General features: G+C 62.8%; 12 protein-coding genes. 1 reads left to right on the top strand and 11 read right to left on the bottom strand.

What is annotated here, in order from left to right; translation table 11 throughout:
• Positions 1-10: 10 nt before the first annotated feature.
• The 10 genes from ACROHD_RS11245 to ACROHD_RS11200 all read right to left on the bottom strand — a co-directional run bounded on the left by ACROHD_RS11245 (position 11) and on the right by ACROHD_RS11200 (position 11,624).
• Positions 11-1,795 carry a sodium:solute symporter family protein gene (locus tag ACROHD_RS11245; protein WP_432677911.1) on the bottom strand — a complete coding sequence of 595 codons (1,785 nt, stop codon included), beginning with the start codon at positions 1,793-1,795 and terminating at the stop codon, positions 11-13.
• A 14-nt stretch (positions 1,796-1,809) separates the two neighbouring features.
• Positions 1,810-2,070, bottom strand: coding sequence for a DUF4212 domain-containing protein (locus tag ACROHD_RS11240; protein WP_071689077.1), 261 nt, complete (start codon positions 2,068-2,070; stop codon positions 1,810-1,812).
• Positions 2,071-2,172: 102 nt separating this feature from the next.
• Positions 2,173-2,859, bottom strand: coding sequence for an adenylate kinase (locus tag ACROHD_RS11235; protein ID WP_432677909.1), 687 nt, complete (start codon positions 2,857-2,859; stop codon positions 2,173-2,175).
• 9 nt (positions 2,860-2,868) lie between these two features.
• Positions 2,869-4,794 carry an acetate--CoA ligase gene (gene acs / locus ACROHD_RS11230; RefSeq protein ID WP_432677962.1) on the bottom strand — a complete coding sequence of 642 codons (1,926 nt, stop codon included), beginning with the start codon at positions 4,792-4,794 and terminating at the stop codon, positions 2,869-2,871.
• A gap of 563 nt (positions 4,795-5,357) precedes the next feature.
• Complete coding sequence (locus tag ACROHD_RS11225; protein ID WP_432677907.1) at positions 5,358-6,326, bottom strand: LysR family transcriptional regulator; 969 nt, start codon at positions 6,324-6,326, stop codon at positions 5,358-5,360.
• 36 nt (positions 6,327-6,362) lie between these two features.
• Complete coding sequence (locus ACROHD_RS11220; protein ID WP_432677906.1) at positions 6,363-7,109, bottom strand: Ldh family oxidoreductase; 747 nt, start codon at positions 7,107-7,109, stop codon at positions 6,363-6,365.
• A gap of 105 nt (positions 7,110-7,214) precedes the next feature.
• A complete protein-coding gene (locus tag ACROHD_RS11215) occupies positions 7,215-8,012 on the bottom strand; it encodes a metallophosphoesterase (protein ID WP_432677904.1) in 798 nt (265 codons plus the stop codon).
• Positions 8,013-8,083: 71 nt separating this feature from the next.
• The gene (locus ACROHD_RS11210) at positions 8,084-10,603 is read right to left on the bottom strand and encodes an ABC transporter permease (protein ID WP_432677902.1); all 2,520 of its coding nucleotides are present in this window, start codon (positions 10,601-10,603) and stop codon (positions 8,084-8,086) included.
• A complete protein-coding gene (locus tag ACROHD_RS11205) occupies positions 10,600-10,956 on the bottom strand; it encodes a hypothetical protein (RefSeq protein WP_432677901.1) in 357 nt (118 codons plus the stop codon). The genes ACROHD_RS11210 and ACROHD_RS11205 overlap by 4 nt, the downstream gene beginning before the upstream one ends.
• Positions 10,953-11,624: an ABC transporter ATP-binding protein gene (locus ACROHD_RS11200; protein WP_432677899.1), complete on the bottom strand. Its 672-nt coding sequence runs from the start codon at positions 11,622-11,624 to the stop codon at positions 10,953-10,955. Before ACROHD_RS11200 ends, ACROHD_RS11205 begins: the two co-directional genes overlap by 4 nt.
• Here ACROHD_RS11200 and ACROHD_RS11195 point away from each other — a divergent pair.
• Entirely contained in the window at positions 11,623-12,300 is a 678-nt protein-coding gene (locus ACROHD_RS11195; protein ID WP_432677897.1) for an arylesterase, read from the top strand. The two genes, ACROHD_RS11200 and ACROHD_RS11195, sit on opposite strands and share 2 nt — an antisense overlap.
• Here the strand turns inward: ACROHD_RS11195 and ACROHD_RS11190 are convergent.
• Positions 12,275-13,045, bottom strand: coding sequence for a DeoR/GlpR family DNA-binding transcription regulator (locus ACROHD_RS11190; protein WP_432677896.1), 771 nt, complete (start codon positions 13,043-13,045; stop codon positions 12,275-12,277). The two genes, ACROHD_RS11195 and ACROHD_RS11190, sit on opposite strands and share 26 nt — an antisense overlap.
• Positions 13,046-13,083: the final 38 nt, after the last annotated feature.

The following is a 13,083-nucleotide window of genomic DNA, read 5'->3' as shown; positions in this document are numbered from 1 at the left end:
GGGCGTTCCCTTAGTGGTCGACGGCTGCGCCGGCACCACGCGGAATACGAACCGATTCCACCAGGTCCTGGATTTCCTTCGGCGGTTCTGCACCTGCGTTGGACACCAGGTAGGCGACGCCGAAGTTGAACAGCGCACCGATCGGGCCGAAGTGGGTCGGCGGAATGCCGAACAGGTACTGGCTGCTGTCCAGCATCGCGGTACCGGGGATGAAGAACCAGCCCAGGTACAGGAAGAGGTACAGACAGGTCGAGATCAGACCAGCAAGCATACCGGCAACTGCACCCGAAGAGTTGATGCGCTTCGAGAAGATGCCCATCATCAGGGTCGGGAACAGCGAGGCTGCTGCCAGACCGAAGGCCAGCGCCACCACCTGAGCTGCGAAGCCCGGCGGGTTCAGACCCAGGTAGGTTGCCACAACGATCGCGACCAGCATCGAGATACGGGCGGCCATAAGCTCGCCTTTTTCCGAGATGTTGGGGTTGATCGTCGACTTGATCAGATCGTGCGAGATCGCCGAGGAGATGGCCAGAAGCAGACCTGCCGCAGTGGACAGGGCGGCTGCGAGACCACCAGCAGCGATAAGACCGATCACCCAGCCCGGAAGCTGTGCGATTTCCGGGTTGGCCAGAACGAGGATGTCACGGTTGAAGGTGACAAGCTCGTTGCCCTGCAGGCCTTGTGCTTCGGCCAGGGCTGCACCGGATTCGGAGCCAGCGTTGTAGTACTGAATGCGGCCATCGCCGTTCAGATCTTCAACACCGAGCAGACCGGTGACTTCCCAGGTGCGGAACCAGTCCGGCAGGTCTTCGACGGCCACGGCTTCGCCTTCAACACCGTTCGGCCACATGGTGGTGATGATGTTCAGACGGGCCATTGCGCCCACGGCGGGGGCCGTCAGGTACAGCAGCGCGATGAAGACCAGCGCCCAACCGGCGGACCAGCGAGCGTCGGCCACTTTCGGCACGGTGAAGAAGCGGATGATCACGTGGGGCAGACCCGCGGTACCGATCATCAGCGACAGGGTGTACAGAGCCATCAGCCAGGGGTTGGTGGTGGCGGTGTACTCGTTGAAGCCCAGGTCGGTCAGCAGGCCGTCCAGGGTGGTCAGCAGCGGAACGCCGGCTTCGACGCCACCGGGCAGACCTTCGTTCATGGAGCTGAACAGACCCAGACCCGGGATCGGGTTGCCGGTCAGCTGCAGCGAGATGAAGATTGCCGGGATGGTGTAGGCGATGATCAGCACGCAGTACTGAGCAACCTGCGTGTAGGTGATGCCCTTCATACCGCCGAGAACGGCGTAAACGGCAACCACACAGGCCGCGATGATCAGGCCAGTGTCGCTTTCCACTTCCAGGAAGCGCGAGAACGCAACGCCTGCACCCGCCATCTGGCCGATCACGTAGGTGGTCGAGATGACGATGAGACAGACAACGGCCACAACGCGTGCGCTCTGGCTGTAATAGCGGTCACCGACGAATTCCGGCACGGTGTACTTGCCGAACTTGCGCAGGTAAGGCGCCAGAAGCATGGCCATCAGCACGTAGCCGCCGGTCCAGCCCATCAGGAAGAGCGAGTTGTTGTAGCCGGTGAAGGCGATGAGACCTGCCATCGAGATGAACGAAGCGGCCGACATCCAGTCAGCAGCCGTCGCCATACCGTTGACAACGGGGTTCACGCCGCGGCCAGCGGCGTAGAATTCCGAGGTCGATCCGGCACGAGCCCAGATGGCGATGCCGAAATAGAGCGCGAAGGACGCGCCCACGAAGATAAAGTTAAGGGTAGTCTGATCCATTGGTCGGTCCGTCCTTATTCTTCGTCGACGCCGAACTGCTTATCGAGCGAGTTCATGCGCCATGCGTAGAAGAAAATCAGCACCAGGAAGACCAGGATGGATCCCTGCTGAGCAAACCAGAAGCCCAGGTCAGTGCCGCCCACTGCGATGCCGCTGACCAGCGGGCGCAGAAGGATGCCAAAGCCGAACGACGCAAGCGCCCAGATCACCAAGCAGATGGTGACCAGACGGATGTTCGCCGACCAGTATTCGTTGTTAGATGGCGAGTCAGCCATGAGGTTTCTCCCTTCGATTGGGTTTCCCGAACCTGCCCTCCCGACTGGCCCAGGTCTTTTTATCGCCGCCGCCCCTCCAGCAAGGCGCCGGCGAATTTCGTGCTACCCGTTCGTGACACCGCCGATGATCTTGCCAAGATTGGCAGCGATCTCGTCGATATCCCCCATAGCGGGCACCCGCGTCAGCGCATCACGCGAGGCGTAGTAGCTGATCAGTGGGGCGGTTTGGGCGTGGTATGCCGAAAGGCGCGTGCGCACCGTTTCGGCATTGTCGTCAGCGCGCCGTTTGAACTCGGTGCCCTGGCATTTGTCGCAAGTGCCCGATGTGGCGGGCTGCTTGAATTCGTCGTGATAGCCTTCGCCGCAACCGGCGCAAGTGTAGCGGCCGGATACACGGGCAACCATCGCCTCGTCGTCCACTTCAAGGCTGATGGCGGCGTCGATCTTCTGGCCGCGTTCGGCCAGCAGTTTATCGAGCGCCCCGGCCTGAGCTTCGGTGCGGGGGAACCCATCAAGGATGGTGCCCTTGGCCACATCGGGCTGGTCCAGACGGTCGGACAGGATGGCGATGACGATCTCGTCGGAAACAAGTTCGCCCTTCTCCATCACCGCCTTGGCGGCCTGTCCGGCCTCGGTTCCAGCGGTAACCGCCTCGCGCAGCAGATCCCCGGTGGACAGCTGCACAAGGCCGAATGTCTCTTCCAACATGCGGGCCTGGGTGCCCTTCCCGGCGCCCGGAGGACCGAGAAGGATCAGGTTGACGGGGCGTGTCATGGTGTCAGTGGTCATGACGCGTCCTTACTTTTCAGCCCGGTTGGCGATCAGATCGTCCACCACCGACGGATCCGCGAGGGTCGAAGTGTCGCCAAGGCTTCCGAAGTCGTTCTCGGCGATCTTGCGCAGGATGCGGCGCATGATCTTGCCGGACCGGGTCTTGGGCAGGCCGGGGGCCCACTGGATGACATCGGGCTTGGCAATCGGGCCGATCTCTTGACGGACCCAGTCAGAGAGCGTCTTCTTCAGCTCATCGGACGGGGTTTCGTCATTCATCAGCGTGACGTAGCAATAGATGCCCTGACCCTTGACCGGGTGCGGGTAACCCACAACGGCGGCCTCGGACACGGTCTCGTGTGCCACAAGTGCGCTTTCGACTTCAGCGGTGCCCATGCGGTGGCCGGACACGTTGATCACGTCATCGACGCGGCCGGTGATCCAGTAGTCGCCATCGGCATCGCGGCGGCAACCGTCACCCGAGAAATAATAGCCCTTGTAGTCCGAGAAATAGGTTTTCACGAACCGGTCATGATCGCCATAGACGGTGCGCATCTGGCCCGGCCAGCTGTCCGCAATGACCAGCACGCCCTCGACGCCATTGCCTTCGATGATCTCGCCAGAGGTGGGCTCCAGCACCAGCGGCTTGACGCCAAAGAACGGGTGCTGCGCCGCGCCGGGCTTGAGCGTATGAGCGCCGGGCAGCGGGGTCATCATGTGGCCGCCGGTTTCAGTCTGCCACCAGGTGTCGACGATCGGGCATTTGCCCTTGCCAACATGGGTATTGTACCAGTTCCAGGCTTCGGGATTGATGGGCTCACCCACGGTGCCGAGCAGCTTGAGGCTGGACAGATCATGCTTCTCGACGAAGCTGGTCCCCTTGCCCATCAGCGCGCGAATGGCGGTCGGGGCGGTGTAGAACTGGTTGACCTTGTGCTTGGCGCAGACTTCCCAGAAGCGGCCAGCATCGGGGTAGGTCGGCACACCTTCGAACATCAGCGTGGTCGCGCCATTGGCCAGCGGACCATAGACGATATAGCTGTGGCCGGTGACCCAACCCACATCGGCGGTACACCAGAACACATCGCCGTCCTGATAGTCGAACGTGTATTGGTGCGTCATAGAAGCGTAGACGAGATAGCCGCCGGTGGTGTGCACCACACCCTTGGGCTGACCAGTGGAGCCGGAGGTGTAGAGGATGAACAGAGGATCTTCTGCCCCCATCTCGGTCGGCATGCAGTAGGCGCTGACCTGCTCGGCAAGCTCGTTGTACCAATGGTCACGGCCTTCGCGCCAGGCGACCTGCTGGCCGGTCCGCTTGACCACAAGGCACTGAACGTCGTCACCGCAATGCAGCAGCGCCTTGTTGACGTTGTCCTTCAGCTCGGTGACACGTCCGCCGCGCGGGGCGCCGTCGGAGGTGATCACCAGCTTTGCGTCACAGCCGTTGATGCGCGCAGCAAGCGCGTCGGGCGAGAACCCGGCAAACACGATGGAGTGGATGGCGCCGATACGGGTACAGGCCAGCATGGCATAGGCGGCCTCGGGGATCATCGGCAGATAAAGAACGACGCGGTCGCCTTTGCCGACGCCAAGCTCTTTCAAGACGTTGGCGAAACGGCCGACTTCCTGGGAAAGCTGGTTGTAGGTGATGTGCTGCGCTTCGTCGGTCGGCTCATCCGGTTCGAAGATAATCGCGGTCTGGTCGCCACGGGTTGCCAGGTGACGGTCAATGCAGTTGGCCGACACGTTCGTAGTGCCGTCCTCGTACCAGCGGATCTGGACGTTATCATGTTCGAAGGAGGTGTTTTTGACCTTGGTGTACGGCTTGATCCAGTCGATGCGCTTGCCATGTTCGCCCCAGAACCCCTCGGGGTCGTTGATCGAGGCGGCATACATCTCTTCATACTTGACGGGGTCGATATGAGCGCCGGGCAGAAGGTCGGGCATCATGTTCGTATCGTTGGGCAATGGTCTCTCCCTTAAAGAGTTTCGGTTCTGGTCCCTAACAAATGACACGTCGAACCTGGGCGGAAAACAGATGCTTTCCACGTGTCCTGCATATTCGCTGAGGGGCCAGTCACTGTCTGGCGGTTCCTGAGCGGGGCCCGGATGGGCTGTGTGATCTGGTTAGCCTCCCCCAACCGTTACTTCGGTTTTTTTGACGATCCGGGTTTCCTCCTGCCGGGTCGTCGGTATGCGCCGAAGAGGGTGCAAATGTTGCGTTTCCCCTGACACGAACCTTACAAAATTTCGTGAGATCGAGAACTGTTAGCTTGTGTTTGTTCAGGGTTCTGTAACTGATTTTCAAATGACGGGGCTTGGATTGTAAATATCTTTACAAAATAGTGAAAAAATCATTATTTTTGAGTTATTTGCGGGGATACCCATCTGTCGATGCGCCACCGTGTTTAGTGGTTTTGCTTTCTATCTGATCAAATTCCCTGCCTCGACAACATGGTATTCCCGCCTGCTTGCCCCGGAACACACGGGGATCAGGCAGGAATCGTCCGAGGCTATTCTTCTGGCAGAATTCGAAATGATCCACGCAGCCAGGGCATCAGGTCGAGCCCGCGTTCGGTGAAATGCTGCTCTATGAGATCGCGGGCGATGGCCGCGATCTGGCGAGGAATGTCGCCCGACCAATCGCCGGTGGCGCAAAGGGAGATCCGGCGCGATGAGCCTGCGAAGGGCAGGGCGCGCGCGTCTATCCCGTCGAGGAAGCGGCCACCGCGCAGCAGGCTGAGCGGCGTGGTGATGGTCCAGGCGTGGCCACCGGCGACAAGGGCGCTGATCGACTGATTGGAATCGAGTTCAAACCGATTGGGAATGGACAGGCCTTGCCGCTTCAGAAGATCTTCGATCTGGCGGCCCATAACCTGCGCCTGATCGCGGCGCAGGAACCGCAGATGCGAAAGCCCCTCCAGACCGTTTGCCAGATGCGTGCCCTTGGGCATGGCCAGGATGTAGGGATCATCCAGCAGTGGATGGATCGCCGCGCCGGGCGGGTTTTCGCGGCCTTCCGCACAAATCGCCAGGTCAAGTTCGTTCCGGGTGACGCGGTTCAGCAAGGTGTGGCTGGCCCCGGTGTTCAGCAAAAACACGCAGTTCTGCATTGTTTCGGCAAGGCGCGCGGTCAACGTCGGAGTGACCTCGTTCTCGAAATCCTCGATGATCCCCATGCGAAGGGAAGAAACATCTGACAAATCCAGCGATGTGAGGTCGCGCTGACCGGTGCGCAGGGCCCCTAGCGCTGCCTCCACATGACGCAGGAACTGGCGCCCCCCCGGGGTCAGCGTCATCGGGCGACGGCCCTGATCGACCAGCGGAATGCCGACAGCGGTGTTGAGGTTCTTGAGCTGCTGAGACACGGCTGGCGCGCTCATCCCCAGACGGCGAGCAGCTTCGCCGACCGAGCCGGTTTGCGCGAGGGCCTCGAACACCTCCAGCCCCCGGATCGAAACACCTTTGAGAACGCCGTTCATATCCTCTTGTCACCCGGTGCCCGGGGCGGGTGTGCCTCAGGCGTTGATGATCTTTTCTAGCAGGACGGGGGGCACAGCGATACCGGAATTCTGGATCTGCCCGGCGGGTTCAGAGCTGGCGTCGGGGGGGAATGGCCAGATGTTGGGACGGATGGCGACAAAGCTGTGAGACAGCCGAAACGGCGGCCCGACCGGCCCTTCGAACAGTGGCGCAGCGGTTGCGGATATGTCCCGGTCCGGGACCACGGGCAGCGGCATTGTCGTGGTGATTTGCGGCAGACCAAGGCTGCACGGCTCGATCTCCAGCACAAGGTTGCCGTTCGGGGCGGCGCGCACCACCAGTCCTGACACATTGGCGATCCCAACCAGCCCGTGCGCCGCGCAATAGTCCAGAAAGGGCAGGCCAGAGCCGACCGGATAGGCGTTGCGAATAGACAGGATCGCGATGCCGAATTCCAGAGCTCGCGCAACAAGGCCATTCAACCCGGCCTCGACCGCGGGGCATGCAAAGCCGCCATCGGCATCCACCAGCAGGGCGGCGAGACCGGCATCGGACAAGCGCGGCGCGGCGGCACAATTGACCCGTTCACACCGCAGATGTTCCGCCATTTGCGGCACCAGCCCCAGACCAAGGCGGCGCTGGCCTGCGGATTCCGAACAGCGAACAGACCGGGCAATGGCCCTTGCGCTAAGCTCGGCAAGGCCCGCGCGCAGGAACACGTCATGAACCAGCGCTTCAATGTCGCCTGGGGTCAGGAAATCACGTTCGCCAATGTCTTTCACCGGCGGCACTCACTACTCAAGAACCAAGATGAAAGGAGTGTAGAGACAGCAGGGTACGTCTGTCCACGCTGCTAGCCGCCGCAAGGTTAAGAAAACCGCGCCGCTTCAGGCGTAAAGGAATTCGAACCGGCCATCGGGCAAGACGGCGACCGTACAGAGCAGCCCGGTTTCCCACGCCCCGCAATCGACGCAGATCCGGCCTTCGGTGCTGACCGGCGCTTCGGCGGGGGTGTGGCCATGAACGATCCAGACGCCGTCTGACCTGGGGCGGGTGTCAAACTCGGGGTGCCCCCAAAGCAAAACGCGAGGCGACTGGCTGTCCATGGCGTGCTGTGGATCGGCGGCTGCGTGAACAACCCAGAGATTGCCGGAGTTCCACGACAGTGGCAGTTCTTCCAGCCAGTCCAGCAGCGCCGGGGCCACATGCGCGCGAAGCGCCAGCGCCTCTTGTCGAAACAGATCGGGGGCGCAGCCCGGTTCCAGTTGGCTGGTATGCAGGCCAAAGCTTTCCAGTGTCGGGCGCGCACCGGACCGCAGCCAGCGGGGGCCGCGTGTCTTTGGGTCGGCGAGGAAATCCAGCAGCATGCGTTCATGATTGCCCATTAGGCAGGTCACGTTCTGCGGCAATTCCTTGGACAGTTCCCAAACTCGGGTCAGGGTGGCGGCACTTTCCGGACCGTGATCAATGTAGTTCCCGACAAAGACCACCTGCGGATTTCGCGCGCCGGTGCGACCCACATGTTCGTCAATCCGGTCCAGCGCCCGTTCCAGCAGGTCCGCACGCCCATGCAGATCGCCGACAACATAAGTCGAAAACTCTGGGTGTGGCAGGGCATCCCGCACCGGGGCGGGGGATTGGTCGCTGCTTGGACGGGTCAATATGCTGCGGAGGCGGCGGATCATGTATAGCACTTGCGCTGGAAGGGCATGAAAAACAAGAGGGTATGGTTTGCCTGCGGCAACAGTTTGCCAGTTCAGCCCTCACTGCGCAGGATCCGGGCGGGACGCACGGCCAAGGGGCGCCACGCAAACACGAGACCGGCAAGCAGGGTTGCCATTGCACCGCCAAGGGTTATGGCGATGGCAGAGGGCAGGTGGAAGGCGAAGTCGCTCTCCATTACGAAATGGGTCACAGCCCAACCGGCCAAGCCACCCGCCGCCACTGCGACCACGCCTGCCGCCGCCCCCATCATGGCAGATCGCAGAGCGAAGCTCGTTAGAATGCCTGTGCGACTGGCACCGAGGGTTTTCATAATTGCGGCTTCGTAGGCGCGGGCCCGTTCGCCCGCTGCCGCCGCGCCGATCAGCACCATGAAGCCGGTCAGCAGCGTCGCCGCCGCGCCCCATGATGTGGCTGCGGCAATGCCAGACAGCGCACGGGCAACCTGGTCGATCGCATCGCGGACGCTGATCGCGGTGATGTTGGGGCCAATGCCTGCCACTTCCCGAAGAATGCGGGCCTCTGCCTGTTGGTCTGCATAAACAGTGGCGATGTGGGTGTGCGGTGCCCCGGCCAGCGCATTGGGCGACAGCGTCATGACAAAGCCGATCCCGGCATTGGAAAAATCGACCTCTCTCAGCGCGACAATGGTCGCGGTGATGTCGCGGCCAAGGACGTTCACGGTCATCGTGTCGCCAAGGCCAATGCCCATTTCCAGAGCTTCCTCTGCCGCGAAGGCCATCTGTGGCGGGCCATCGTAATCCTCGGGCCACCATGCGCCTTCGGTGATCTCACGCGCGGGTGGCGCGTCGGCCCGGTAGGTCAGGCCCCGGTCGCCGCGGATCACCCAGTGATTGCCTGCGACTTCTGCCGCAGGACGGTCGTTGATCCGGGTGATCACACCGCGCAGCATCGGTGCACTGTCCACGCGGGTCACATCCGGGTCCGTTTCCATTGCCGTCAGGAAAGGCTCGATCTGGTTGGGCTGAAGGTCGACGAAGAAGAAGGCGGGGGCGACCTGGGGCAGATCCTGCTGGATCGCGGCGCGCAGGTTGGTGTCGATCTGGCCCACTGCAGCCAGGACGGACAGGCCAAGCCCGAGCGACAGGATCGTACTGGTGGCCTCGGACCCCGGTGCGCCAATAGCGCCAAGCGCCAGGCGCAACGCCGGGCGGCCGTGGGCGCGGCGGGCCAGATTGCGGGCCAGCAAGCGCAAGAGGCTTGCGGCCAGAGCGAGGATCACCAGGGCGGACAGGATCGCAGCCGCGGACCATAGCGCAAGGCGCGGAATGCCGGACAGCCACGCGGCCAGAGAGACAAGCAGCCCCGCCAGCCCCGCGATGACCAACAGGAACGGCCAGCGCGGCCAATGGCGGGACAGGCCCGCAGCCTCTCGGTACAGGGCGGCGGCGCGGACCTGCTCAATGCGCGCAAGCGGCCAAAGGGTAAAGATCAACGCGGCCAGAGCACCATAAACTGCGGCTTCGGCCAGCGGGCCGGGATGCAGCTCGAATGTGGCCGGGATCGGCAGCGACCCGGCGATCAGGGGGGCAAGCCCAAGCGGAAGGACCGCGCCCAAGACCAGACCAAGGGCCAGACCAAGCACCGTCATCGCGCCGATTTGCAGGAAATAGACGGTGAAGATGGTGCGCCGATCCGCCCCGAGCGTCTTCAGTGTGGCGATGGTCTCGGTCTTGCCCGTCAGATAGCTGCGCACAGCGGCGGAAATACCGACGCCCCCCACAGCCAGTCCAGCCAACCCGACCAGCACAAGGAACGCCCCGATCCTGTCCACGAACCGGCCAAGGGCAGGGGCAGCGTTGCGGGCATCCTTCCAGCGCAGTCCGGTGTCCGCAAAAAGCGCGCGCGCCTCGGTTTCCAGCGCGGCTAGGTCGGTGCCTTCGGGCAGGGCAAGGCGATACTGGCTGTCGAAAAGCGTGCCGGGGGCCAGCAGACCAGAGCCGTCCAGTGCGTCCAGCCGGACCAGAGTGCGAGGGCCGGGGCCGAAATTGCCACCCGCCATGTCGGGCTCATCTGTCAAGGCCGCACGCAGTTCGAAGGATTGCAGACCAAAATTGACGGTATCGCCCATCTGCAAGCCCATCTGTGCAATCAGCGTCCGGTGCATCACCGCGCCGGGCAGGTCGGTTGTCGCAAGCGCCTCCTCGATGGTCATCGCCGGATCGAGCCCGACCTCGCCATAGAGCGGATAGCGCCCGTCAACGCCGCGCAACTGCGTGAGACCGCGTACGGTTTCGCCGCCCACCTCAGCCACGGCCATGGATCGGAAATCGACCGTTTCGGATACGGCCAGGGCGACCCGGTTCATCCACGCAGCCTCGGCCTCGGTTGCCATGCGGTAGACGAAGGTCATTTCGGCATCGCCGCCAAGGATCAGCGCGCCTTCTTCCTCCAGGCCGATCTGCACAGCTTGCCTGACCGAGCCCACGGCGGCAATCGCCGCGACACCAAGCGTCAGGCAGGCCAGAAAGATACGAAACCCGCGCAGGCCGCCACGCAGGTCGCGCAAGGCGATACGGATTGCGGCACTCATCTGCGGCGCCCCCAGTTCCACGGTGGCGCTCGGCGGTCCTGAATCTCCTGCACCGTAAAGGCGGCGGCCATCAGGTCGGGCCAGTCGCGGAACCGCGCGTCGATGATGGCCCCTTCGTGCAAGGCCGCATGGCATTCGGGCAGGGCGCGGGCCAGCATGGCGAAAAGCCGGCCGCTTTCCGCAAAGCGCAACATGCCGCCGGGCACCGCCAGTCGCTGGTCGGTCGGTGTCATGCGTTCGACAAGATAAAGAATGCCCTCGCGCATCAGATCCTGATCAGGCGTCAGGGTCAGCCGTCCGGCCGGGCTGCGTGTCACCTGCCCGATCACCGGATATTTGTCGACCGGGATCATAGGTCCAACCGCCCGTCGCGCAGGCCGATCACCCTGTCGCAGCGTGCCGCAAGTTCGGGCGCGTGTGTGACCATGATCAGCGTCGCACCATGTCGGTCACGCAGGTCAAACAGAAGGTCCATGATCGCACGCCCGTTTGCCTCGTCCAGGTTTCCGGTCGGTTCATCTGCCAACAGGATACGCGGGCGCGGTGCGGCGGCTCGGGCCAGGGCCACGCGCTGTTGCTCGCCCCCCGATAACTGGCCGGGATAGTGATGCATCCTGTCGCTAAGGCCGACGGCGGCCAGTTCCTGTTTGGCCCTTTCAAACGCGTCCTTGCGACCAGCAAGTTCCAAGGGCGTCGCCACATTTTCCAGCGCAGTCATCGTGGGAATTAGGTGGAAGCTTTGAAAGACCACGCCCATATTGTCCCTGCGAAAGCGCGCAAGCTGATCCTCGGTCATCGGCGTCAGATCTTTGCCAAGGGCCGAGACGACGCCACCCGTGGCCCGTTCCAGCCCGCCAAGCAGCATGAGGAGAGACGACTTGCCCGATCCAGACGGCCCCACCAGCCCCACCGTTTCGCCTGGCTCAACCGACAGCGTGATCCCGCGAAGGATCTCGACTTTGCCGGCATTGCCATCGAGCGTCAGGGTTGCATCGGTGAGGGACAGAATGGGGGACGTCATGAAATGGCTCCGAGCTCGGCTATCCTTTGGATATGGGGGATGGCGGGGATTGGGCAAGGCGGCTGTGCTGGCCCTTGGCCTATCTGCCGCACCGTCATGGGCAGATGAGGTGGTGATCGCGGCCCTTGGCGACAGCCTGACACAGGGCTACGGGCTGCCCGTCGATGAGGGCTTCGTGCCGCAACTGGAGGCTTGGTTGCAGGCGCGGGGCCATGAGGTGCGGCTGATCAATGCGGGCGTGTCCGGGGATACGACGGCGGGCGGTCTGGCGCGCATCGGCTGGACATTGACGGACGATGTGCAAGCTCTGATCGTCGCCCTTGGCGGCAACGACCTGCTGCGCGGGCTGCCGCCCGAGGCCGCGCGCGCGAACCTCGCGGGTATTCTGGACGCTGCGGCGGAGGCCGGGGTTGAGGTGCTGCTGATCGGCATGGAGGCCCCTTTGAATTACGGACCTGACTACAAGGCGGCGTTCGATGCGATCTATCCAGAGCTGGCGGCGGAACACGGCACGCTTTTCGTGGAAAGTTTCCTTGCGCCGGTTGTGACTGCCCCTGACGTGCAGGCGATGATGCAGGCAGATGGCATCCACCCGAATGCGGAGGGTGTGGCCCTGATCGTTGGTGCGATTGCAATCGAGGTCGAAGCGCTTATTGCGCGGGTTCAGCAACCCTGATCTCGGTTCCGGCTTCGTCGCATAAGGTGCAAAGCGCTGCGGGCGGTTCTGCATCTGTCACCCAGATATCCAGATCTGTCAGTGATCCAATGCGAACTGGTGCCGCGCGTGTAAGCTTGCCTCGATCTGCGACAAGAATTGCCTGCCGCGCCTGTTGCAGGATCGCATGGGCGACACGCACCTCCTGAATGTCGAAGTCGAGCAGGTCGCCATCCGCATCGAGCGCCGAGGCCCCGATTACGGCCACATCTACCTTGAAGGCGCGGATTGTCTGCACCGCCAGATCGCCCACGAGGCCCCCATCCGCCCGCCGCAGAGTGCCTCCGGTCAGCACCACTTCGCATGACGGGTTGCCAGCCAGGATCTGCGCCGCGTTCATGTTGTTGGTCACCACCATCAGGCCGCTATGGCTCTGCAATGCCCGTGCGACAGCCTCGGTCGTGGTGCCGATATTCAGGAACAGCGAGGCGCCATTGGGGATCTCGGCGGCGCAGGCGCGGGCGATCGCGTCCTTGGCATCCGCATTCAGACGGCGGCGATCCTCATAGCCGATATTGGTGACCCCCGAGGGCAGAACAGCGCCGCCATGGATACGGTCCAAAAGGCGCGCGTCACATAGCTCGGTCAGGTCGCGGCGGATGGTTTGGACGGTGACGCCGAAGGTCTCCGCCAGGTCGTCGACCATCACACGGCCATCGCTGCGAGCGCGGTTCAGAATATCGGATTGGCGGGGGGTGATCGGCATGAGAACTCCTTCCTGTTTCTTATAACGAAGAAATTCGC

The sequence above is a fragment of the Nioella aestuarii genome (assembly GCF_050896395.1).
GTDB classification, from domain to species: Bacteria; Pseudomonadota; Alphaproteobacteria; order Rhodobacterales; family Rhodobacteraceae; genus Nioella; species Nioella aestuarii.
Note: the sequence above shows the minus strand (reverse complement) of the source record. Positions and strands in the feature narration are given on the sequence as shown.

Excerpts from the sequence above, each read along its gene's own strand:
- ACROHD_RS11245 (WP_432677911.1), bottom strand. The coding sequence starts at position 1,795 with ATGGATCAGACTACCCTTAACTTTATCTTCGTGGGCGCGTCCTTCGCG.
- ACROHD_RS11240 (WP_071689077.1), bottom strand. The coding sequence starts at position 2,070 with ATGGCTGACTCGCCATCTAACAACGAATACTGGTCGGCGAACATCCGT.
- ACROHD_RS11235 (WP_432677909.1), bottom strand. The coding sequence starts at position 2,859 with ATGACCACTGACACCATGACACGCCCCGTCAACCTGATCCTTCTCGGT.
- acs (WP_432677962.1), bottom strand. The coding sequence starts at position 4,794 with ATGATGCCCGACCTTCTGCCCGGCGCTCATATCGACCCCGTCAAGTAT.
- ACROHD_RS11225 (WP_432677907.1), bottom strand. The coding sequence starts at position 6,326 with ATGAACGGCGTTCTCAAAGGTGTTTCGATCCGGGGGCTGGAGGTGTTC.
- ACROHD_RS11215 (WP_432677904.1), bottom strand. The coding sequence starts at position 8,012 with ATGATCCGCCGCCTCCGCAGCATATTGACCCGTCCAAGCAGCGACCAA.
- ACROHD_RS11210 (WP_432677902.1), bottom strand. The coding sequence starts at position 10,603 with ATGAGTGCCGCAATCCGTATCGCCTTGCGCGACCTGCGTGGCGGCCTG.
- ACROHD_RS11205 (WP_432677901.1), bottom strand. The coding sequence starts at position 10,956 with ATGATCCCGGTCGACAAATATCCGGTGATCGGGCAGGTGACACGCAGC.
- ACROHD_RS11195 (WP_432677897.1), top strand. The coding sequence starts at position 11,623 with ATGAAATGGCTCCGAGCTCGGCTATCCTTTGGATATGGGGGATGGCGG.
- ACROHD_RS11200 (WP_432677899.1), bottom strand. The coding sequence starts at position 11,624 with ATGACGTCCCCCATTCTGTCCCTCACCGATGCAACCCTGACGCTCGAT.
- ACROHD_RS11190 (WP_432677896.1), bottom strand. The coding sequence starts at position 13,045 with ATGCCGATCACCCCCCGCCAATCCGATATTCTGAACCGCGCTCGCAGC.